Annotated in this window: 17 protein-coding genes; 3 read left to right on the plus strand and 14 right to left on the minus strand. The window is 41.1% G+C overall.

The genetic code is table 11. From position 1 onward, the window contains the following. Position 1: 1 nt before the first annotated feature. From U0033_RS31090 to U0033_RS31150, 13 genes are all read right to left on the minus strand, one after another. The gene (locus tag U0033_RS31090; RefSeq protein ID WP_072363292.1) at positions 2-1,141 is read right to left on the minus strand and encodes an FIST signal transduction protein; all 1,140 of its coding nucleotides are present in this window, start codon (positions 1,139-1,141) and stop codon (positions 2-4) included. Positions 1,142-1,250: 109 nt separating this feature from the next. Further along, positions 1,251-2,336, minus strand: coding sequence for a glycosyltransferase family 4 protein (locus U0033_RS31095; RefSeq protein ID WP_072363291.1), 1,086 nt, complete (start codon positions 2,334-2,336; stop codon positions 1,251-1,253). Between the two features lie 17 nt (positions 2,337-2,353). Next, positions 2,354-3,568, minus strand: coding sequence for a DUF1972 domain-containing protein (locus U0033_RS31100; protein ID WP_072363290.1), 1,215 nt, complete (start codon positions 3,566-3,568; stop codon positions 2,354-2,356). A gap of 98 nt (positions 3,569-3,666) precedes the next feature. Beyond that, entirely contained in the window at positions 3,667-4,800 is a 1,134-nt protein-coding gene (locus U0033_RS31105; RefSeq protein WP_072363289.1) for a glycosyltransferase family 4 protein, read from the minus strand. Then, the gene (locus tag U0033_RS31110) at positions 4,763-6,019 is read right to left on the minus strand and encodes a glycosyltransferase family 4 protein (RefSeq protein ID WP_072363288.1); all 1,257 of its coding nucleotides are present in this window, start codon (positions 6,017-6,019) and stop codon (positions 4,763-4,765) included. The genes U0033_RS31105 and U0033_RS31110 overlap by 38 nt, the downstream gene beginning before the upstream one ends. Positions 6,020-6,036: 17 nt before the next feature. Then, positions 6,037-6,753, minus strand: a complete 717-nt coding sequence (locus U0033_RS31115) for an acyltransferase (RefSeq protein WP_072363287.1) — start codon at positions 6,751-6,753, stop codon at positions 6,037-6,039. Continuing rightward, on the minus strand, positions 6,737-9,214 hold the full coding sequence (locus U0033_RS31120) for a hypothetical protein (RefSeq protein ID WP_072363286.1): 2,478 nt from the start codon (positions 9,212-9,214) through the stop codon (positions 6,737-6,739). Before U0033_RS31120 ends, U0033_RS31115 begins: the two co-directional genes overlap by 17 nt. Before the next feature lie 122 nt (positions 9,215-9,336). Further along, positions 9,337-10,647, minus strand: coding sequence for an O-antigen ligase family protein (locus U0033_RS31125; RefSeq protein WP_072363285.1), 1,311 nt, complete (start codon positions 10,645-10,647; stop codon positions 9,337-9,339). After that, a complete protein-coding gene (locus tag U0033_RS31130) occupies positions 10,620-11,753 on the minus strand; it encodes a glycosyltransferase family 4 protein (RefSeq protein WP_072363284.1) in 1,134 nt (377 codons plus the stop codon). Before U0033_RS31130 ends, U0033_RS31125 begins: the two co-directional genes overlap by 28 nt. Further along, complete coding sequence (locus U0033_RS31135; RefSeq protein WP_072363283.1) at positions 11,735-12,988, minus strand: lipopolysaccharide biosynthesis protein; 1,254 nt, start codon at positions 12,986-12,988, stop codon at positions 11,735-11,737. Before U0033_RS31135 ends, U0033_RS31130 begins: the two co-directional genes overlap by 19 nt. After that, complete coding sequence (locus U0033_RS31140; protein ID WP_072363282.1) at positions 12,985-15,081, minus strand: GumC family protein; 2,097 nt, start codon at positions 15,079-15,081, stop codon at positions 12,985-12,987. The genes U0033_RS31135 and U0033_RS31140 overlap by 4 nt, the downstream gene beginning before the upstream one ends. 6 nt (positions 15,082-15,087) lie before the next feature. Beyond that, on the minus strand, positions 15,088-15,765 hold the full coding sequence (locus U0033_RS31145; RefSeq protein WP_072363281.1) for a polysaccharide biosynthesis/export family protein: 678 nt from the start codon (positions 15,763-15,765) through the stop codon (positions 15,088-15,090). Positions 15,766-15,854: 89 nt separating this feature from the next. Further along, entirely contained in the window at positions 15,855-16,289 is a 435-nt protein-coding gene (locus U0033_RS31150) for a response regulator (RefSeq protein WP_072363280.1), read from the minus strand. A gap of 454 nt (positions 16,290-16,743) precedes the next feature. Here U0033_RS31150 and U0033_RS31155 point away from each other — a divergent pair, with 454 nt between their 5' ends. The 3 genes from U0033_RS31155 to U0033_RS31165 all read left to right on the plus strand — a co-directional run bounded on the left by U0033_RS31155 (position 16,744) and on the right by U0033_RS31165 (position 21,216). Then, entirely contained in the window at positions 16,744-18,717 is a 1,974-nt protein-coding gene (locus U0033_RS31155; protein WP_072363279.1) for a thiamine pyrophosphate-binding protein, read from the plus strand. Between the two features lie 12 nt (positions 18,718-18,729). Further along, positions 18,730-20,391, plus strand: a complete 1,662-nt coding sequence (locus tag U0033_RS31160; protein ID WP_072363278.1) for a flavin monoamine oxidase family protein — start codon at positions 18,730-18,732, stop codon at positions 20,389-20,391. A gap of 285 nt (positions 20,392-20,676) precedes the next feature. Beyond that, positions 20,677-21,216: a hypothetical protein gene (locus U0033_RS31165; protein ID WP_072363277.1), complete on the plus strand. Its 540-nt coding sequence runs from the start codon at positions 20,677-20,679 to the stop codon at positions 21,214-21,216. A gap of 343 nt (positions 21,217-21,559) precedes the next feature. On the opposite strand, the gene eptA is transcribed toward U0033_RS31165, so the two are convergent. Then, a complete protein-coding gene (gene eptA, locus U0033_RS31170; protein ID WP_072363276.1) occupies positions 21,560-23,089 on the minus strand; it encodes a phosphoethanolamine--lipid A transferase EptA in 1,530 nt (509 codons plus the stop codon). Between the last annotated feature and the right edge of the window lie 68 nt (positions 23,090-23,157).

Genomic DNA, 23,157 nt, shown 5'->3' on the forward strand with positions numbered 1-23,157 from the left:
TTTATTCCATTTCATAGAAAGTGGTAATTGTCATAGTTTGATTTTGTAATTGGCATGCACCTCCGGGAAAAAGGGGCGATAGTTCCCCATAGGAGTAGAAGCCAACGATAGGTGTTTGGTGGTTAAATACTTCATCCACTACTTCTATTTCATCTTCCACCCTTGACTGGAGGATGAGCTTTCTTCCAACGCAGCTAATCAGTAATGCAAAATCAGGTGGTATTCCATTTTTAACGACGGATTGTACGGCTGCTCCTGCTGCTGCATTTGTCAGGCGGTCGAAATTAGCGTGCATAAACCTGACAAGCGCACCCTCTGGTATGTCTCCGGCAAAGCGCATGCTGCCGGCTTTCTCATCTATGGACAAGATTGTTCTTACAACAACTTCTCCTGTGCCTGGTAATTTTACAGAAAGCGGGTATAATAAGGCTGCCCATGGAAGAGCTGTGGCATCCGGACCTAAATAATGTTTATAAATGTCCAGTGCATTTTTGTCATTTATCTCATATAACACATTCACTGAAGATTTTGTTACCTTCTTTTCCAGGCCAAAAGTTTCCCAACCTCCCTGGGAGCCATGACCTACCAGCAAATGATCTCCATAGAACCCAATGCAGGCAATCACTCCTTTCTCAGGTTTACCATTAATGCCTACTAATGTAGATTGAAACTGGTTGCCATCACCCGCAAGGCCACCTGTTATCAGGATACTGCCTGCCCCATCATTCATTCCCTGTACAAGCTTGCTTCCATTTACCAGCTCTCCGTCAGATATCACCAATACATAACGTAAATCCTTTTTATCCAGGCTTTCAATCAGTGCTTTTCCCGCCTCATAACTTCCCTTGTAATTGGAGATATTTACTTTACCGGTAGCAATCCTGGTTTTTTTCATCTCAATTGAAATAAAGGAGACGCCCTCTTCCGTAACTATCGTGTTACAAATTTCACCTGCTGTAGAGCATATCACTATATCTGCAATGGGAAACTTGTCTTTTAGCCGGGTATACCAATCCTCCTCATCAAGTCGACGATGACCTGCAAAACATAATACAAGGCATGCATTATTCTCCTCAGCGCCGGTTTTCACCGTAACGATGTCATCATTCATACTTTTGCATTGGTATAGCGCAGTCTTCATAATTTATCAGATAATGGGATATTAAAAGAAGATATTCACCTGGAATCTACGTACAAAGAAAGTAGCCTGTTTGGTTTTAAGATTTCAATAAGGGCTGGTTCGCCTGGCGTTAGTTACTCATTTCCTGTAACTTGAGGAAACGGTACCACCTTTGGAAATATGACATGATGCGAACGCCCGAGATATATAGGAATGTACCGGCAATCTGACCAAGGATGATCCACGGTAAGGTGAACCATTTGAGCCCGATAACGGACAACAATATAAGAACGATGTGTAGGTTGAGTAAGCGTTTGGTCGCAATTGTATGTGCCAGGTGCAATTTCAGAAAGATGTGATGCAGATGAGTTTTATCTGCCTTAAAGGGTGAATTGCCTTTTTTCATCCTTCCGTAAAATACCCTTAAGGAATCAATAACGGGTATCATGCAACAGGCAGAGACGATGACTGTCACTACTTCACCATCTTCTTTACTCAGACCTGATGATGCATTGATAAAATGGATGCCTATCACCGTCGTTAGAAATCCAAATAAAAGAGAACCCGAATCCCCCATAAATACTTTCGCCGGCCGCCAGTTATATTTGAGAAATATAAGCAGGCCAATAGCCATTGGCAGTAATAATGCCAGCCATTTTTCCTGGTCAATGAATACGGCTACCAAACCTAAAACGATAATATTAGCCAGAGATAATGAACCCGCCAGTCCGTCGATGCCGTCTATCAGGTTAAAAGCATTAGTCACTCCAGTGATGATGATAGCCGTTAAGATCCAGGAGATGATTGTAGGGATATGCCCAATTCCCATAATTCCATGCAGAGAAGAAATGTTATACCCGGACATTGCCGCCCAGGTAGCACAGCCGGCCTGGATAAGCAACCTTATACGGGGAGACAGGCCAAACCGGTCATCTAACAATCCTGTTACCATGAGTATCAGCATGGAAATTGCTATTACCTTGTGCTCTTTCAGCAAAGCAAGCAAAGCCGGGTTGTAAATTAAAACAGGAATCAACGACATCGTGATTACCAGGCCCCCAATAGCCGGAATGGGCTTATAATGTACTTTTCTATCGTTGGGACGATCTACCAGCCCTAGTTTCGAACTCAATTTAATCATTACAGGAAAACATACAGACACTGAAATTAAACTCAGCACAAGGGTTGGGAACAGTTCAATGATTAAGTTTTTCATTTTGTTGCGTATAATGGTCACCGTTTATCATAAAAGTAATCAGAGGTGGAAAGATGGCCTACTTCCAGATCAAGCAGGTGCTTTCGCGTGAGCTTTACAGATACCTGGCTAAGCAAAGCTTTGCCCTTTTTGTTCTCAAGCACCCTGTTTAACAGCCATTCGTATTTTGTTGCTATATTTTTCCAGGTGTAACGCCTTTCGGCAATTTCTTTCATCGTTTGCCCGAGAGATTTTAGTTGCTCTTCTCCTGATTCTTCTACCAGTAATGTTAACTCCCTGGCATTTCTAAAATAGACTGCTTTCCCTTCGGTGGTTGCCTTATTATAAGAAACCCCAAATGCAAAAACCGGTAAGCCCAGGTACATTGCCTCTACCAGGGAAGGGTTGGTACCACCGGCACTATGGCCGTGGATATACAGCTGGCAATTTCCCCTTAATACATCGAGTTCACGCTGGTTATAAATTGGATCTAACAGGAGTATATGGGTACAGGATGCATATTTCTCTCTTAGATTTTTCCCATAATCTGAATTGTTCCAGTTGCCAACTACTACCAGTTGCCGGGCCGGCATTTTTGAAAAGGCTTCCAGTACCAGGTCCAGGTTATTTTCAGGTTCAATCCTGCATACATTAAATGCATACTTTCCCGAAAGGAAGCTATACTTAGCACAATCCTCCTCCGATGGCGCAACTTTTATTGTATGATCTGCTCCATACTCTATAATATTACTGTGAGATTTATAACGCATGGCTGTATAATCCTGGATAGCTTCATTGTCTGAGATGTCGGCATCAGAAAAACGAACAGCCAGCCATTCGGCCATCCATAGGTATAAACGGGCGTATTTGTTCCACTTCTGCCTTTTCCATTCTATTCCATCTATCGAAATGACGATTTTCTTTTTTGTAAACAGTTTTACAAAGGGGAGAAGAATGCCCCCGCTCACCCCTAAGATTAGTAACACATCTGCATAAAAAAGGGCATGAATGATACTGATACAGTCATAGAAAATGCTTTGAATGCCGTTTGCATCCAATGGCAAATACACCAGCCTGGCGCCCTTATATGTACGAAGGCGACTTTTTTTTGCGTATTTTTTTCCCGAGCAGTAAACAGTTATGTCCCATTGTTTGGCAAGATTATCTACCAGATGTTCGGTTAGGGTCTCAAATCCTCCGTAATTTGCAGGAATTCCAACCGTTCCTATAATTGCAGCTTTTCTTTTTACCATAACGTTGGAGGTTTAAATAGAATGATCGATTCTGATGCCAAAGTATAATTGGCTGAATTTCATTGTAATATGCTTTGTCTGGAAACGAATTTTTCCAATTAGTGGAAAAAGATTCCATGATGTAGTTCCTGTTTAACCGGGTTTGCTAAAAACAAATTTTTGATTTTGTGTTTGAACATTTCCTGGGAAAATTCAGCGGCTTTTGCTATGGCCGCATCTGATAGTTTTTGATATACGTCCCGGTGAGTGTGTAAATGATGGATTGCATTCTTAATATTATTAATGTTTCCCGCGTCTATACGATAACCTTCAACGCCTTCTGTAACAAGTTCACATATGCCGCCTATAGGAGGTACGATAGCAGGCAGACCCATGTACATACCTTCCAGGATTGTCATACCGAAAGTTTCAATCCATAGGGGAGGCAGAGAAAGATTCAGAATAAGATGGGCCTGGCTATAAAAGGGAACCATTTCTTTTTGCACGGAAAGCACATTGCAATTTGAAGGAACCCGGACTTGCTTTTTGAATGATAAAACTTTTTCGGGTTCGGCATTCAGCACCAGTATAAATTCTATTTCAGGCAGGAGCCTGGCGATTTCGACAAATTCAAATACCCCTTTATATTTCTTAAGGGAGCAAGCCATCAAAACGGTAAATGGAATTTTATCACGGTCTATAAAAGGTAGTAAGCAATCGGCATTGGCTGTAAAATCGGTGCCAAGTGCATTGTAGATGATTGCTGTTTTCCCTGGCGGGAAATTGAAATGTTTTGCTACGAATGAAGAAACACAGATGAACCTGTCGCCGGTTTTTAATGCGATGTTAGTAAGCAATTTCCGGAGTAGAATGGGTTTTAGGGAAACCTCGTGAATATGCCAGGTAACCTGGCAGCCTTTCAGTTTTCCCGCAATTGCAGCTCCCGCAGGTAATAGTGTGTTAATATATAGAATATCCTCCCGTTTTAGGAATATCAACAACCGGCAAAACAATATTAACTGTGCAAATGAAAAGTAAAGGAGTGTCAGGAACTTGTTGGTGCTCCACCTGTAAAAAATGGGATGATAATGCAGTGCCGGGTTACCGGAAAGAAAACCACTTCCCGAAGGGGTAGACGTGAAAATATGCGCCTCATAATGGCTTGCAAGTATGGCAAGACTCTGTTTTAATATTAATGGACTACCACTAAAATCGTTAAGCAAGTGAACAGCTACTATTCTTTTCTGCTGCATATGTATACACTTTATTTAGCATTTTCCCTCTTACATTCCATTGAAACAGATCCTGGTGACGCTCGGTAGCGAGCAATTTTTCCTGTGCAAGCAATGGCGAATTCCAGTAGAGGTGTTGAAGTTTTTCGGAGATAGCTTTGACAGTAGGCCAATATTCATCCTGTTTTACAAGCAGGCAGGAGGAGGGGGCGACTAATTTCCCAGGTCCATCATTATCCAGGCATATTACAGGTAAGCCGAAACTCATGGCTTCCGGAACGACCATGCCTGCACCTTCGTGCGAAGGGTAAAGAAACAGGGTGGCATTTGCATATAGCTTTTTCACTTCTTCCCGTGGCAGCCAATCAATAAATTTTATTACCCCTTCTACCTGTTCTTCCCTGGCTATTTTATGAAGTAGCTCCGCTGCTGGCCCGCTTCCCGCAATTGTAAGAGATACTTTTGCTCTATCAGCAGCCGGCAAATTATTGTAAAACCAGGCAAACCCTCTTATGGTAAGATCAAACCCTTTTAAGGGTACCAATCGTCCTACAGATAGTATATTAAATGAATGCTGGAGATCCTGGCTTATATAGGAGTTCTCTTTATCTGCAGCCACTGATGGATGAATAATAAAATTATTCTTAAGCCGTAGCTTTTCTACGGCAGCATTATTCATACAAATGATTACATCTGCTTTGTGCTTACAAAGCCAAAGGAAAGGATCGGCATACCAAAATATATTCTTAATGACCCAGAGCAAGCGATCCTGTAAATAAGTGCGGGGTCCATATATGGGAAGAATATATTGGCGGGGAATTTTGTTATGATGCCCTACATGCCCCCATACAAACGGTTTCCCCAATATCCATAGGAAACTGGGGGTCCAGTCATTATGGAAGTTTAAATTGTGAACGAGGTCCGGATTTAACCGCTTCCTGAAAAGCCAGATTGCAAGCGTAAGTTGCCATAGATAATAATATATCATGCTTAGTAATGGTCCTTTTTTCCAGCGAATTGCCCACGAAGGCCAATCGAAGTAATAACAGGACAAACGATCAAAGTGTTCATTTTCAGGGTGTTCTTTACAATATTTTTCTATAGCAGGTTGATTATTTTTTCTGGTCACCGCAATTACCCGGTGGTTTTTGAGTGCTTGTAGGATCATATTCCACCCCATTGCATCTTCGGAACCTTTGTAAGGATTTACTGCATAAGCAGTAATGAGTACTGTCTTCATAAGATGGAATTTATAATTTAAGCAATAGCATTTACCTTCATTTCCATATTGCGATGGCGTAAAACCCTGGCAGGGATGCCACCAATAACTACCCCGGGAGGAAAGGACCTGGTGACAACTGCCCCGGCAGCGATCACACATCCCCGGCCGATTGTAACGCCATCCAGGATGGTTACTTTACTGCCTATCCAGCAATTATCTTCAATGGTAATCCCCAGTCGCTCTACTCCCTGGTGACGGATGGGGATGTCAGGATCGGCATATATATGATTTTCCGGATGGCAACTAAAATACTGTCCTACTATACAGTCATTACCAATGCTAAGTCCTCCTGCGCCGCCCAGATACGCAAATTCTCCAATGCCCACATTACTTCCTATTACAATATAATTGCCGATATTATTAAAACTGGTCGCAACAATTAAGCGGCTAAATGCGCCTATTCCAACATTATCACCGAAACTAATACCTTTCTTCCCTAAACCGCTCACCTGTACATAGTCTCCTAATTTCAAGAACTTTCCCCACCTGATCTTATTTAAAAATGAAAAATTGACACCCTTTCCCAACATCATATATTGTGGGTTTCTGCCCATGAAAAGCATTCTTCCGCCCCTGATCATTGCCATCAGCTGTTTACCGAAAAATATACCTACTTCAGCGTTAGTGACAGATGGATCAAATTGAAATTTCGGGTTTCTTAATTGTATGAAATATTCAATCAGCTTTTTCATGGCTTATATGCTTTATATGGTTTAGGACGATATTCAAGGTTTCATTTAATTGATTGTTTTCAATGGGTATATATTGGCTATTGCTATTTTTAGTAGATAATTTTTTAAAAAGGCTTAAATAATCCGATGTAAGGTGACTGATGGTATCGTAGTCCAGTTCCTGTTTCCTGCTTAAGATTAATTCTGGTGTAGCATATAAAAAGAAGTTGAGCTGGGGCTTTAACATCAGATGATAAAACCAGCGGATAAAAGAGGATGGCAACTGTATATTGCTTCGTCGCGCATCATTTATAAAATCAAAATAATAACGGTCATAAAGCACGATGTAACCTTTGTTGACGTACCGGAACTGAACGATCCACTGCCCGATCAGGTAATCTGCCAGGTACCAGCAAAAGCGAAAGAAGGAGGATATCCATAACCGGTTATTCCCTTTCCGGGGCAGGGTAGATGCTGCCCGCAGTTCCGCCCCGGATTTTCCATACCGGAGACTACTGATGATTGGTAGTACTGATGGACGATGACGGATGACAATCACTTTTCTTCGCATACACTTTTCGATGAGGAACCTGGTTCTTTCTATTATTGTGCTTTTGCCGGCTCCGTCTACACCGGAGAAAGTAACGACAAAACCCCTGCGGTGAAAGATGCCCAGGAATGTGTCTGTACAATAAGCTGCCAAATTGGAAATTTTAGTACCTATAGCGTGATTAAATTCTTTGTATAAAGTGTTTTTCACCTGCTTGTACCATGCCTGGTTAAACTTGCCCACTTCTGTAAAGTTGCTTACCGGCAATTGATACTGTTGTTGCAGCATATTCGTTAGTGTAGTGCCATGCTGTTCAAAAAGATCCAGATATTCCTGGGGGATGTCACTGCGATTTAACCAATAAAATAACCAGGTATATTTAAAATTGTCATCTGGTGCTGGTACATTTAGCCCATATTCATTTTTAACGATCCTGGAAAGCAATGTTTCTGCGGAAAGGAAGGTCTGTGATTTCCTTCTGAAATCATGTAATAAATCGATATGAAGGAGAGAACCGTCCAGTAAAATTAGTTCTACCTGCTGCATGAATGTTTTTCTGTTCACGTGCATTCTTGAAACAAGGATATTCGATTTTAATTCCTGGATAATTCCAGGTAGCGCTGTCTTACTGATACAAATATCTACGTCTGAATGTTCGGGCAAAGATGCAAGCGTTTTATATTTCCACTTCAGCAATGCATATTGTTTGTCATTTAGTACCTGGTTTAACGCGGCAAGCATTAACTTCCGGGGAGAACGTATGTTTTCCCTGGCGATGTGCCATAAAAGGGCATTATTCCATGTTTTTAACAGCCAGCTTACCTGTTTATGCCATTGAGGTTGCAGGTGATATACCTGTAGATAGTAAGTTATTGTTTCCAGCAGGTAGCATTTTTCCAGTAAATACAGGTTATTGCTGTCATTATTCAGCAATTGCTGCCATTGAGGTTGGTTAAATACTACATCAATCTCTTTCCTGATGGCAGCATATCCTTTGTTACCAATCAGAATACCTGACTGGTAAATAAAGTGAAAGAAATCAAACAGGTAAGGCATTTGATCCCGGCTTAGTTCCCAGTCAACCAGGATGAGCTGGTCCTGGTTATACATCACATTCCAGGGAGTAAAATCGCCGTGTGCGGTAGTTAAAGGTATCTGTTGATGGTCCCGGATGCTGTCTGCAAGGAGGCTCAGGTTATTTAAGAATGTATGATCAAACCTGGGATCGGATTGCTGCATGATATCTGAAATACGCCTTTTGATTTGTTGCAGGAAGGGTGCATGCTCTCCTTTCACAATACCATAATTAGTTTTCATCCATTCAAGTAATGGTTGTTGCGGTAAAGACCATATGCAATTAGTGCGTTGTGTATTGGCCCCGACATCTTCCTGTTTGCAGGTGACTCCCGTAAATATTGCTTCCGGGATTTTAACTTTTTCAGAAACCAGGGGTTTGTATTTATTGATTTGGATGGATTCCTTCCTGAGGTTAATGACAGCTCTGTCTGTGAGCGCAATTTTGATGAATACGCTATTGCCTGTTTGCGGATTTTTTTTCCATAAGATGGCCTTACGGTCTGGCCCGATAGTGCCTGAAAACCAGGCCCAGGAGTTGCCTGTTAGCTTGTCATTATAATAGTCGTCTGTCGTATACCAGGAAAAGCGACCATTGGAGATAAGAAAGGATAATCCAAGCTTGCTTAATAGATGAATGATTAGTGCAAACAAGCGGGGTTTCGTACCCGATATATGGTAAAAGCGCAGGTATTCAGCTTTTCGGCTATGTTTAGGCCAAATCCATCTTATAGTTCCATCTGGATTATTCCGGTAATAACAAGGGATTTCCTTATTACAATCCATATTCCTGTTTAATGAAGCAGGGATACAGGCCTTTTCAAGCGATTGGATAAAAAGTGTAATGTCAGGAAACATGGGATATGTTTTTATTACAGGGGCCAGAATAATGCCACTGTAAATAAATCACATAATTTACTGAATTATAATCTGTTATGGTTTTTTGGAATAAGTTCGTTTTCCACCGCGCGGAAACTTATCTATGCATGGGAAAATTTATCTGAAGATAATCGGGCTCGTTTTTTTAGCAGATAGAACTTTTCAGCAGGCGTTAACCTGAGTGGTGGTCTAAGGGAAATAATGAAAATCAGCATTTGGAAGAATAGTATTCCATAGTTCGTTTCGCCAAATATGCCAAATTCAGTAAAGGAGTTAATTAATACTGGAATGATAATTCCAAGTAACATAAGTTTTTTTTCCTGTTCTTCTCTTAAGAACCCCCGGAAGGTAAAAACCAGTTGTACCAGGACAAGGCATAATCCTACAAAGCCCAGGTTCATCAGGACTTGCATGAAGGTGTTATGTGTCATATGGCCGGCATAAGTATGTACACTCTCAAATTTATCTTTATAATCTATGCGCATGAATCCAAATCCCAGTAATGGTTCCCTTGGCAGGCCCTCACTGATCAGGGCTTTCCAGAAAGGCATTCTTCCGGTCATTGATAATATATCGTCGATCCCACCTTTGCGCAAAATCAGTTTTTCAACAGCTACCGGGATTGCAGCGATCACAGCGGCGTATATTCCGTAAATTATCAACTTGCTATTTAATCTCCTGACATGAAAAAATACGATTATTAATAAACCGACCAGGGATGAGCGGGATTTGGTCAATATCAGTACATACACCATAATGGCTATCTTAATGATAGTCCAGGCCTTTTTCTTAAATCTGTAAAGATCAAAGATAAGGCAGGATACACCCAGTCCACATAGCATGCCCAGCTCATTGGGATTCATGATATATCCGCCCAAACGCCTGTCTTCACCACCTTCCACCAGGCGGAAATAAGTATCCGGATCCACGATCATTCCAATAACAAAAATAGCTAACAGCATGAAGGCAACATTTCCCATCAGGTTATAAAAGCGGATGTCATTCCCCGGGAAATAAGTTTCTAAAAGCATCAGTGATTTAACATAGTAGAATGAAAATACAAGGCTTTCAAGATCCATAAACCATTGCAATGCACTATAACCCACATCTGTGCTCCATAGAAATGAGATAAACCCCAGGATGAGGTATGAGAAATATAGGAATGGAGACACCTGGTTCACCCATCGGAAGCCTCCGATAGCTCCTTTATTAATAATTTTATAGTGAATAACAATTATCCAAATGGTCATTCCCAACCTGCCGATTACTTTTATCACGCGGGTAATGTTCACATTTTCACTCCAGGTGAAAAAGCCAGCCACCATAATAAATAGTATTATGGTAAGCAGGATATTTATCTGCTTTAAGAATTGCTTATTAGGCCTTAGCAGGTCATCGGGATTGTTCTGCATTCATACATCGCATTAAATTGTGAAAGGACATTAGACCAGCTAAATTCATTTTCAATCATTTTACGGGTATTGAATTTATATTGGGCTTTATCAACGGGGGATTTCATTTCATGATAAAGGGAATTCAGCCCGTTAAAAATCTCTTCAGGTTCAGTGTGTGCTATTACCTTTCCAGCTTTATATTTTCTAATATAATCTCCCATATTGGTGGCCTCGGTAACAAGGCAGGGAATTCCCATCGCAGCAGCTTCAAGAATAGCAGAGGGCAATCCTTCATTTCGGCTGGGACTGGCAAAAACTGAGCATTGAGAAAGGATATCTTCTTTTTGATTACCATATTGGGCTCCCCAGAATTTTATCCTGTTTGCAGCGGTCAAACTATGGGCTAGTTTTTCAAGGATTTCTCTTTCCGGCCCATCACCAATTATCCACAGGTCGGCATGCGGATGTTTGGAGAAGAACATGTCAAATCCAATTACTAACTCCTTCAGGCCTTTGGTATAAAGGTCCATTCGCCCGCAATATCCAATAATAAATCCAGGTGAGGGTGTAATATTACCTGGCATTGGTGTCAGATCAATGCCATAAGGGATCAATACGGTTTTATCATTCGGGTATATTTTTTTCAATCCTTCAATTTCAGATTGCCCGAGTGAGTGGATTGCCATGGCATTTTTGAGCAATGTAGACTCAAAATAATGGAAGTAAAATTTTTTTACCAGGTTATTTCGATTCATTGCGATAACGTTGTAACTACCATGAGGCGTAATCACAAAAGGGATGTTGTACTTATGTAATAGTTTGCAAATGGTATAGAATTGAGGAATAAAACCTCCATGTAAATGAAATATTATTTGTTCACCGGCCTTTTTCCTGATTTCATTTTCCAATTCAGATGGTATTGAAAAAGGGAAGTATTTTTTTCGGAAAAGTTTTGTTGGAAATATGCGTATCGGGTAATTATGTAAGAGATCAGATGCAATCCCCCACACATTTACCTGAAGGCCTGCGAGTGTTTGGCGGGATACTAATTCATTGACGACCCGGTTTACTCCATTCATCCGATCTGGATTGGCTTTTCCAAGGATTATATGGCAGATTTCCATATGAAATTTTTTTTGTGAAATAATACGATCAACCAATATCCTGAGTTTATTACTTGTGAAAGTAATAGGCCGGCAAGAACACCATATAACTGCCAGTGCTGTAATAACCAGGGTGCACATAGTATACTGACGCTTACGGAGAGAATGTAGGCCACAAAGTAATCTTTGTTCATGTGCATTGACCGGATAGCTATCCTGATAGGATAACCGATCGTAATAGCCAGGTAAACAACAATAAGCCCGTACATTACAAATGTATAGGAGGCAAATTCATTACCCCCGGCAAATAATAAGATTTGCTTTGCAAAGATGCCAATTATGATAAGGAAAGGAACAATTAGTAATATGCATTTTTTTAGCAGCAGGTACCAGTATTTACCTTTTTGAATACCCCGTGATGCAAGGGGAAGTGCATAATTCTCGACGGCCTGTAATAAGAGGTTAAGTAGCCCAAATACATATTGCGCCAATCTTAAAGCGCCTAATGCTGCGGCACCAAGCCACCAACCGGCGGCGACTACAAAAAAATAACCCGAGCCCCACTGAAGGAGGGAAGTGCCCAATAACCAGCTACTTTTGTCTTTTTGCTGTTTCCAGGTAAAACGAAAGCATTCAGAAGAAATAGTATGAGGGGCCAGCAGGTAGATACCAACAATGATGGCCGGAATATATGCTAAAGCGATACATAGCCAGGCCATCTTTATATCCAATACCTTCATATACAGGCAAACTGCTATCAGCACTATCTGTAGAAAGTTATCTATCATATCGATCAACAGGGCAAACCGGGCTTTACCCTGCGTGATAAGGGCTCTTCTCAGGAAATCTGTAAATATGGTGAACGTAATTGCCAGTATGGGCCATAAAGAAGATAAATTTGATGGTATAGAAAGAACCTGTGAGAAAAAAACAGGGAAGAGCTGGTTTAAAATGAGCGTAAGTAGTATTAGCCCCAGGCTCCCAAATAACTGTTGATAAAACAAACCGGTGGTGAGCAGTTGTTTCTCCTTTTCTTCAAGTCTCAGAAACAGCACCTGGTATAACTGGGAGCTCAGAGACATTGTTATGGACAATAAGAACAACTGTAACATAACTATTGAAGTGAATTTTCCAAAATTGGTTATACCCAGCACCCTTGCAAGAACGAGGTTTGTAACAAAGGCTGCTCCGCTTACGGTAACCTGGTCCGCGAGCACCCAGTACTTTTCATATTCCTGTAGAAATATCTTTTTCATCCTTTTTTGCTAACGATGTTGCTTAATATATTTTTAGCCTGAGAATACAAGCTTGGAGTGTAGCCAGCACGATTTAAAACAAAGACAAAATTGGGAAACGCAAATTCCCGTTTTAACTTCTCGGCTTCTGCGATTACATGTTTTGGTGTTTTCCGGCTATCAAGAATAAACATGTTTATGGATGCCAGTGACATTGGTATAAGCCCGCTTTCTTCCTGTGACAGGGGAGGCGTAAGAATAATGATCAGATCATTTTCTTCAGACAGTTCCTGTAACTTTTTTTTCCATGCCTGTATTGATAACTGGTCACTGTCTGGCAACGATTGAGCAGAGATCAGTGCCACCTGTCGGTTCATGGTTTCCATCCCATTCACCAGGCCTGTAGAAATGAAATTCTTTCCTTCGCTATTATTGAATGAGGAGATGCAAATAACGGTTCCTTTGGGAAGCAGGTGTTTTAAATCCATTTCGATGACCCATTTCCGGAAATGTTTTTCCTGTTCAGAAGGCTTTTTCAGGTAAGGAATTGATCCCAGCACCGGGATGTCAGAAAGGCGGTTGATATTTTCTTCATCATTCACTTTTGCTTTGACAGAGTGGATAAAGTAAATAAATACAATACCGGCCATCATTCCAAGTATGGCTGCTAAAATCTTTATGATGGTATAATTGGGAGAGACTGGTTTCTCCGGTACTTCTCCATTTGAAATGATTCTATGAAATGAGATAGTTGCTGCTTTGGCTATTTCTGCGTCGGTCTTTTTCCCGTGTAAAAAACGATATATTTCTTCATTCATAGAGAAATTGCGTTCCAGGATTGTCATTCTTTTTTCCTTTTCGGGAAGTCCTATAAACACCTTTTCTGATTCATCGATAGAATGCTGCAGGTCATTGTATTGAATCCGGAGACTTCTTTGGGTATTGTGAATGCTTTCTTCCAGGTACTTACTTATGTCTGCCAGTTTTTCATCTACGACCAAAACTTTTTCATTTTCAGGGGTATATTTTATGAGCAGGTCTTTTTTCTCCCGCTGTAGCTCTTTGATCTTCTTGACCAGTTCTGTGCTTAAAAGGTCTGTAAATGCCTCAAAATTGGGAGCGAGCTCAAAGAAACGGTCCTGGCCCTGTTTCATATACTGGTCCAGCGTATCAATGGCATTTAAGTTCATTTTCAGGCTGGCAAGTTGTTTTTTCAGGTCGGCAATTTTTCTGAGATCTGTTTCTGTTTCCTGGCGGATATTGATGATGTTATGCTGGTTTCGGTAATCTTTAATATCAGTTTCACTGGAGGATAATTTGTTGCTGAATGTATCCAGCTGTTTGTTGAGGAAACGTTCAGTCGTATCAGCTGATTTAAATTTCTCTTCTATATAATCATCGATATAAGCGGCAGACAGTGCATTTACAACATCGGCCGATTTTTGTGCCACCGGGCATTTATAACTGATACGTATAACAGGTACATCCTTATCCACAGCCATTACATCCAGGCCGGAAAGAATCGAGTTTTCCAGCTTCGTTGATGAGCGGATGATAAATTCATACCGATCGTTAATGTTCAATCCGCTCTTTCTTGCAACCAGGTCATCATTTCGGATCAGTGTAAGCTCACCGCCGGGGAGGTGGATCGCCTGGTTGAATCTTGATACGAAGGTGTGTCCGGAAGGTGTTTTAAGAGATATGATGGAATCTTGAGAGATTGTAAGCTGGAAAGTACTGTCATAACTGTTTCCCTCTGTAAACAGATATTTTACAAGGAAGGGGCTTTGATCATATAATTCCATTTTCCGGAGTTTGCCAATGCGAAATATATCTACATTGAAATCTACTACTTTCAGCATTTTCCGGATAAGTACTTTTGATTTCAATAACTCCACTTCTGCGCTAATTTTGTTTGAGGTTACAAACACATCAAAATCCTTGTACAGATTGCTGTTTGAGACACCTTCATGTATATCAGCGAGCTTTATTTTAGAGGTGCTTTCGTACATTGGAGTTACATATGTCAGGTACTTTTTGGCTATCAGGTATCCCGCCAACATGGTCAGTATAACAATCGGAATGCCCCTGTATAAGGGTTTTAACCTGTTCATAGGCTATCAGAATATTTTTGTCAGTAATACAGCTGTACTTATAGCAGATGCGATAGGTACAATGGTCGATCCGGCGCGTCTATCCCATTCTTTGCCTCTCCTGCTGGGTACATAAATGATATCACCGGGGTGGATCTGAATATTGGTAGCTGCCAGGTCTTTTAGCCGGGATAGATCTGCTATGAACGAAACGGGTTGACTATTTACAATTCTGATCACCTGTATTTTCTTTTTATTGGCATAAAAGTCAAAATCACCTGCTTTCCCTATTAGTTCCAGCAGGGTATTGTTTTCTTTTTCCAATAGAATTTTTCCGGGCGCTTTTAATTCGCCAAGTACAGTTACTTCTTTGTTGAGCACTTTTACATCAACGATGGGGTTTACAATCCATTTTTTAAACGCAAGCGTGAGCTTTTCTTTTGCTGCATTGACACTTAGGCCAAATAGGTTAATCTTCCCTAGTTTTGGAATGGAGACATAACCTGAGTCATCCAGCATTAACCATTTTCCATAAACTTCGTTTGAGTTATAAATGCCATATATTGATCCCACACTTAGGTCATCATTATCCCAGACACTGACATTTATTTTATCATCTTTTCTTAGTGTGTAGGTATAATGATCATTGAAGGCAAAGATTGAATCCAGTTTTTGGGTATTTTGTTCCTGCTTTGATACTGTCATTATATTTTGGGTCGCGCAGGAGGACAACATTGCCAGGCATATAAAAAGGATTAAGATAGAATATGTTATTCTCATAGACAGCATTCCATTTATATAAATGAAAAAAACTTCCTAAAAAAGTTGGGGTTATTTTTCTTCAATAACTCTTTAATTTCGGCAATCTTCAACAATACCTTGGTCATGCCTTCCAGTTGCAGATCGCCTTTTACGATGTAGTCAAATGCGCCAAATTTTAAAGCGCTCACGGCAGTTTCAATATCTTCCTGGCCGGAAATAAATACAACGTAAATGTCAGGATTAAATCTTTTGATCTTTTTCAGCACTTCAATGCCTGATAGGTCATGCATTCCATGGTCGAGGAAAATAACGTCCGGGTTGTCTGTAAGCTCGATGAGGCATTCAGCACCATTCTGGAATGTCTTGATATCTTTATAACCTTGTTTGGTAAGGTGTTGGCGATATAAGTTCAGGCAAAATTCGTCGTCATCAACAACGAAGATTCGGAAATCGGTAGATGTATCCATAAGTTTTTTTTCCTGCTTAGTTCCATTTGTTTGCCATTTTCGTATTTGATTGATAAACAATTGTTTGTGGCATTGTTTATGGCTTGGATTTTCCCTTGTACGGATTGATTTTCCACCGGACGGAAAAATAGCATATAAATAATAACCTATTTAAAGGCCTATTGTTTAATACGGGAGCTTTAAATAAGGGATAAGTCTAAAGGTTCTCCCGGATGTATTTAGTCAGAATGGCAATTACCATGTAGTAAGAAACGGAGGGAAGGAGAAGCCGGAATAGCATTATCCAGCCTACAGGTATTGGTAGGTGTGCCTGATATTTTCTTTTAAAGGTAAACAATCGGAATTCTACCGTTGTTTACCTTTTTGCATTTCTGCTACTATTGAACTTATAACACCACATAGATACCACCAATAATTCCACAGTATCCACCTCTGAACAACCAAAAACCATCATATGGCAACACAACAAATGGCGCAGGCTACTCCCCAGATCAGCGACACCGTGATCGAACAAGCCTTCGACCAGACCACACGCTGGACGCGTGATTATGTTTTCGATATCCTGAAAGACCTGGGTATCCATTACATTTTCGGTGTACCAGGTACCAATGAAATTCCTATTATCGATGGAACTTCTTATCCTGAAAATGAAGTACGCTACATTGAATGTCTTCATGAAAACATTGCTATCGGTGCAGCAATGGGGTCTGCCCGTATGACGGGTAAGCCAGGTGTAATGGTCGTACACGTTACCCCGGGTATTGCCCATAGTATTGGCAATTTATTTAATGCCTACCGTTCACAGGTTCCATTGGTAGTTCTTTGCTGTCAGCAACAAAATGAATTGGTAACCCAGGAACCACTACTGGCATCTAACCTGGTAGATCTTGCCAAACAGTACACGAAATGGGCACATGAAGTGCGCACCCCTCAGGAAATTCCAATGGTATTACAACGTGCTTTTAAAGAAGCAATGGCACCACCGAATGGCCCTGTATTCGTATCCATTCCATGGGATTTTACGATGGTGGCTATTGAAGACGAAGCGAAGGTAAAAGGTGTGACCCGTATATCTCCACATTTTACAGGAGATGATGCTACTATCAAACAAGCTGCAGATATTCTCTCTGCTGCAAAGAATCCGGTAATAGTAGCCGGCGACGCAGTTGGCTATGCCGATGCCTGGAAAGAATTGCAGGAATTAGCCGAACTGCTGGGTGCCCCGGTAGTGTTACAGACATTTAGTAGTCTGGCGAATTTCCCCAATAATGATTATCACTGGCAGGGAGAATTACCCGGTAGTCAGGCCGGCGTGCAGGGCGTCTTCAAAAACCATGATGTCGCATTCCTTGTAGGATTTGGTGCGCAGGCACAGTTAGCGGTGTATAAGTATTCGGATGGACCACTGTTCCCTCCTGAACTGAAACAGGTATACCTGACTAACAATACCTGGGATATTGCGAAGAACTATTACGGAGAATCAGCCATTTTCGGCGATATAAAGGCAACACTACCTATCCTGAATGAATATATTAAACCTAATCCTCCTGCAGGTGCAGCCGAGAGAAATGAAAGAATGCGCCTGCTGTCAGAAAAGAGAACAGCAGACTGGGATGCTTACCTGGAAGAAGCGATGGAACAGGAAGACATCTGGGCAGTTGTGATTGCAAAAGCATTGAAAGAAGAAATAGAAACAAGAGAACTGGTAGATAATTTTGTTTACGTGCATGAGGCAGTATCCGATGCCGCACCTTTTCAATATTACCTGCCATTCACTAACAATGGTGCTAAGCCCGTCAGCTATTATTGTGTAGCCGGTGGTTCATTAGGCTGGTCAATGCCGGCATCGCTGGGTATTAAACTGGAAAATACGTCATCACAGGGCACGGGTACCAAACTCGTGGTCAATGCGGTGGGGGATGGTTCCTCACTCTTCTACCCGCAAACTTACTGGACTGCGGCCCATGAGCAATTACCTATCCTGTATATTATTACAAATAACCAGGAGTATCATACCCTTCAACTGGGCCTGCAACAGGTAGTGGGTGCTTATGGTAATGCACCGGGTTATGGCTGGAAACCGAAAACCATGGATCCGCCATATCTCCGTCTTGAAAGACCCAAACTTGACTTCGTATCACTTGCCAAAGCATTTGGTGGCGAGCACGGAGAAGTGGTGCAAACACCTGCTGCAGTGAAAGATGCAATCAGGCGGGGGATCGACCATGTATTGACCAATACAACTTCTTATATATTAGATATGAGAATAGCAGGCAATACACCAACAGCCCCATCCACAGCTGATTCAATTACCGCACATTACAGCAGGCAGCCGGTATTGGATTATTTCCACAAGGAAACAGTAAAAGCAGAATTGCTGTCGGCAAGTGCTGCATATCTCCCATCAAACATTCCTTCATTCTTCTAAAATCCTAATCACATGGCAAACCAAATCGATATCGCCATCATCGGTGGTGGTGTTTCCGGGGTGTATAGCGCCTGGAAACTGAAAAAGCAATTCCCTGATCAGAAGATTGTTGTATTCGAAGGCAGCGATCATATCGGAGGACGGCTACTATCTGTAAAACCACCTGAAATTCCTAATATGACCGCGGAACTAGGCGGCATGCGCATCCTGGAAAATACACAGAAACTGATTGTAGATCTGATCAAAGAACTGAATAAAGAATTACCTGCTAATGAACAGATCACCACTTATGATTTCCCGGTAGATGAGCCGCAGAACCTCGCATACCTGCGTGGGGAATATTTGCGCCTGGTCGATTTTGTCACTAATCCTGATGAGGTACCTTATAATATGTCATTCCTTGAAAAAGGCAATGGCCCCGGAACTATTATCGTAAATGCTATTGAACAGATAGTGCCAGGCATTACAGATTCTACGCTGACAGAAGAACAGCGCCGTGAAATGGCGCGGGAAGCCTCTTTTGATGGTGTGCCTTTATACCAATGGGGTTTCTGGAACCTGTTGTACAGGGTGATCAGCAGCGAAGGCTACCAGTTTGGCAGGGATGCAGGCGGCTATGATTCAACCCTGGTGAACTGGAATGCCAGCGATGCCATTCCATGGTATTTATCAGACTTTGGCATGACGCCTAAATACAAAGGTTTTACAAATGGTTTTCAACAGGTACCGATTGCATTGGCTGAGCTGTTTGTAAAAGATGGAGGAGACGTGCGTTTAGAACAGCAGCTCCGTGGATTTGATTATGAAAACGAAACGTTTTCACTTCATTTTAGCAACGGGCAAACGATAACAGCAGGGAAACTGATCCTTGCGATGCCGCGTCGCGCATTGGATCTTATTACGCCTGATAGCCCCCAGTTAAAGCAAATCCAGCCATTGATCAAGAGTGTAACGCCAAGACCATTGTTCAAGCTCTTTACTACGTATGCAAATCCATGGTGGAGGATCTGTGGATTTACGGATGCAAACGGAGTGTTTGTGCCGGTGCAATCAGGTCGCTCAGTGACAGATTTACCGGTAAGACAAACATACTATTGGCCGAATAGCGATGGTACGCCGGCCGTAAATGGAAGGGCAATGTTGCTGGCGAGTTATGATGATGGTAATAATATCGGTTTCTGGGATGGTTTGCGGCCACAACGTAGCCAGGCCTGGAAAGAGGGACGTTCGCATGCGAAAATTGCAGATCCGTTTGTGGGAGATGATGATAAGAAAAACCATACTGTAGAGCAGGGAAATCTGAACCAGACATGGGATGAGTATCAGGCACCACGCAGGATGGTGGCTGAAGTAGCGAGACAGCTGCAACAAATGCATGGGCTGGATTATACGCCGTTGGTGAAGAGTGCTGCATTCCGTGATTGGGGTGAGGATCCGTATGGTGGAGGATGGAATAGCTGGAATATAGGAGTGAAGAGCTGGGAGGTAAGAGATGAGATTACCAACCCGATAGCAGGTACACCTTTATATATTTGTGGAGAGGCTTATTCAGATGCGCAGGGATGGGTAGAGGGTGCATTGCAAACCGCGGATATTATGTTAGGGCAGTTTTTGGCACCGCCGAAAGATGCGAAGTCTAAGAGTGTAAGTCAGCTGGAGACGGTTGATAAGTGATAAGGTTTTGCTGATAGTAAGGCCCGCTCCTGGAGCGGGCCTTTTTTATTTTAAGCAGGTTGATAGTTTATACAGGAACCAACAGGCAGGGGGAGATATGGCGTGGACTCCTTATGCCATCTCTATATTATCAGGTTATTATATGGTCATTATAAGGGTACCGCTATATCATTTGGATATAGAGGTACCCTTATAATAACCAATTAGTACTTATTTAATGTAAAAGAAGTACTAGTGAAAGCTCCCTGACCTTATCTTTGTATTATAACCTCAAAATTGATTCTTATGGCTATTGTGAAAGACAGTATTCTTCTTCAGGCCGTGCGGGGATCCCTCGGTAATGAAATCACGATTTACGAGCGGAATGGGCAGATCATTATTGCAAAAAAACGTGGACCTTCTAAAAATAAACCTACCCCAAAGCAACTGGAAGCCAGGTATAAGATGCGAATTGCAGCGGCTTATGCGAAGGTGATTATTCAGGATCCGGAGCTAAAGGCTTACTATAAATCGCTTGCAGGACCTGGTCAAAATGCCTATAATATGGCAGTGAAGGATGCTTACCGCGCCCCTGAAATTCAGAATATAAAACTGGAAAACATGGATGTGGTGGTGACTACAAAAGATGAATTTAGAGTCGCGGAAGTGCAGATCCAGGTGAAAGATAATGGGGGTAGGATTGTAGAAAGAGGCAGGGCGGTTTTGGGCAGAAATGGATTTGACTGGTATTATAAAGTGGCCGTGTTCCCGGTGGGAGGGAAGGTGATTGCGGTCGCGGTGGATTTGCCGGGAAATGAGGCGGTGAAAGAGTTGTTATTAACTTAGGCAGCAATTAACAGGTAGATGGGGGCGTTGAGAAACCCGACCCTCATAAAAAAACGCGTCATGCCTATGGTTTTGTTAATTATACAGGGTTGCTGTCTTCCTATAATAAAATTGCGAATCCCGGTGACCGTGCTGCGACGGGTATGTATGTCGGAGTAACAGGGCATCGTACGTTTATTAGTTTCGAGGCAGGGAATTCAGCTACTAATGAGAAGTATAAATGGAATAACGGCGGTATTAGTTTTTGCTGGTCGCTTTGGCTGGAGTTTAATATAAATAGTAAAGCCGTTCCCGACTTTCCGGAACGGCATTACCATTAAAAAGTTTACATCACAGTCGTCCGCTATTTAAAAATGTTCAATTCCTCATTATAAACAGGACTTTGTATGCTCAAGAAATTTAAAACACTGTGAAAGATATAGTCTTGTGACAATGAATTTTCTGTCTGCGTTTGTTTTAAACTGTTATCAGATGTCCAGACTATAAAAGGAATGTCATATTGTTGTTTCGGTGCCAGGCTTAAAGGCAAACCATGCATGTATAGGTTTTTTTCTCCTAAAGATTCGCCATGGTCGGAAACAAAAATCATTGCACTTCTATATTCCTTTAATTGTTTTAGATCTTCAATCAAATTGTATAAAATATAGTCGGTATAACCAATCGTATTGTCATAAGCGTTGACCAGTTCTGTATTAGAACATTTTGCTAATTCAACGCTATTACAAACTGGCTTAAAAGTTTCGAACTGAGGCGGATATTTTTTGCTATACTCAGGTCCATGACTTGTACTTGTGTGCAATATTATCAATACCTTGTTTTTGGTACTTGCTGCTATTTGCTCTTTCAGGTTATTCAAAAGAACTTCATCATAATCGCATCCATCGCCTTTACAATCTTTCATCAGGGTCTCTTTGTTCTGGTAATTTTTTATATGAACGGGTGGTTCTCCCCAGTTTGTGGTTCTCCAGACAACCTCCACGCCGTTTCTATATAAATAATTGGGCAAAATCTCATACAGGTCGCTGGTGTTTTTATGTTCTAAAATACACTTTACACCTGCTGTCGTGTAGGTGGCGCAGGAGGTAGCATTAAAATGAAATACACCAGGGGTTTTTGAAAGTAATGGATTTGTATTTTTACTGTAACCGTATAAAGAAAAATTTTCACTTCTGGCGGATTCTCCTATTACTAAGACAACAACTGATTTGCGGTTATCTTTTATGGTAGCATCCGGCAATAATATTTCTTTTTCATTTTCCTGTTGTTTATGTACAAAAAACAGGGAAAGATTTACTGTGTAACTCCATGGCATTGCAAGCCCACCTAATACTTTTGAATTTTTATCAACCCACAACCAATTTGGCGAATTCGCAAATACTACAGCTAGCATAAATAACAAACTAGTTAAAACGATGACTAAAAATCGCTTGAATGTTACATATACTATTTTGGTTTTCATGATAATAATGGCAGGAATAACACCAAGTAGAATTATATAGAGTAGTAATTTTATGGAAAAGAAACCAGACGCCTCACTATATTTGGTATTTAGCACGTTCCCCATCATTTCTGCATCTATTATAATATTGTAAGTATTAATAAAATAAACTGCAATGGCGCTGGCAATAAAGAAGAATGCCAGGAAAATTTTTCCTACAAAGCGAAATAGAAAGAATATCAAAAAAAATGCAAAAGCATTTGCCACCACCATTAAGATAACAAAACAAACAATAATGGAGATGCCGCTAATATTTTTACAATCAACATTATTAAAAATAAATTTGAAAAAGGGAAAATGAAAGAATAAGAAGTTAAGACAACTTAATAATAAAGAAAAGTGAACGATTTTTATATTATCTCTTAATAACCGCATAAGCCATTTTATGAAAAAAAACAATCAATAAAATTAATACAAAATATAATATTATCAAATTTTTGTTG

This window comes from Chitinophaga sancti (assembly GCF_034424315.1).
GTDB lineage: Bacteria > Bacteroidota > Bacteroidia > Chitinophagales > Chitinophagaceae > Chitinophaga > Chitinophaga sancti.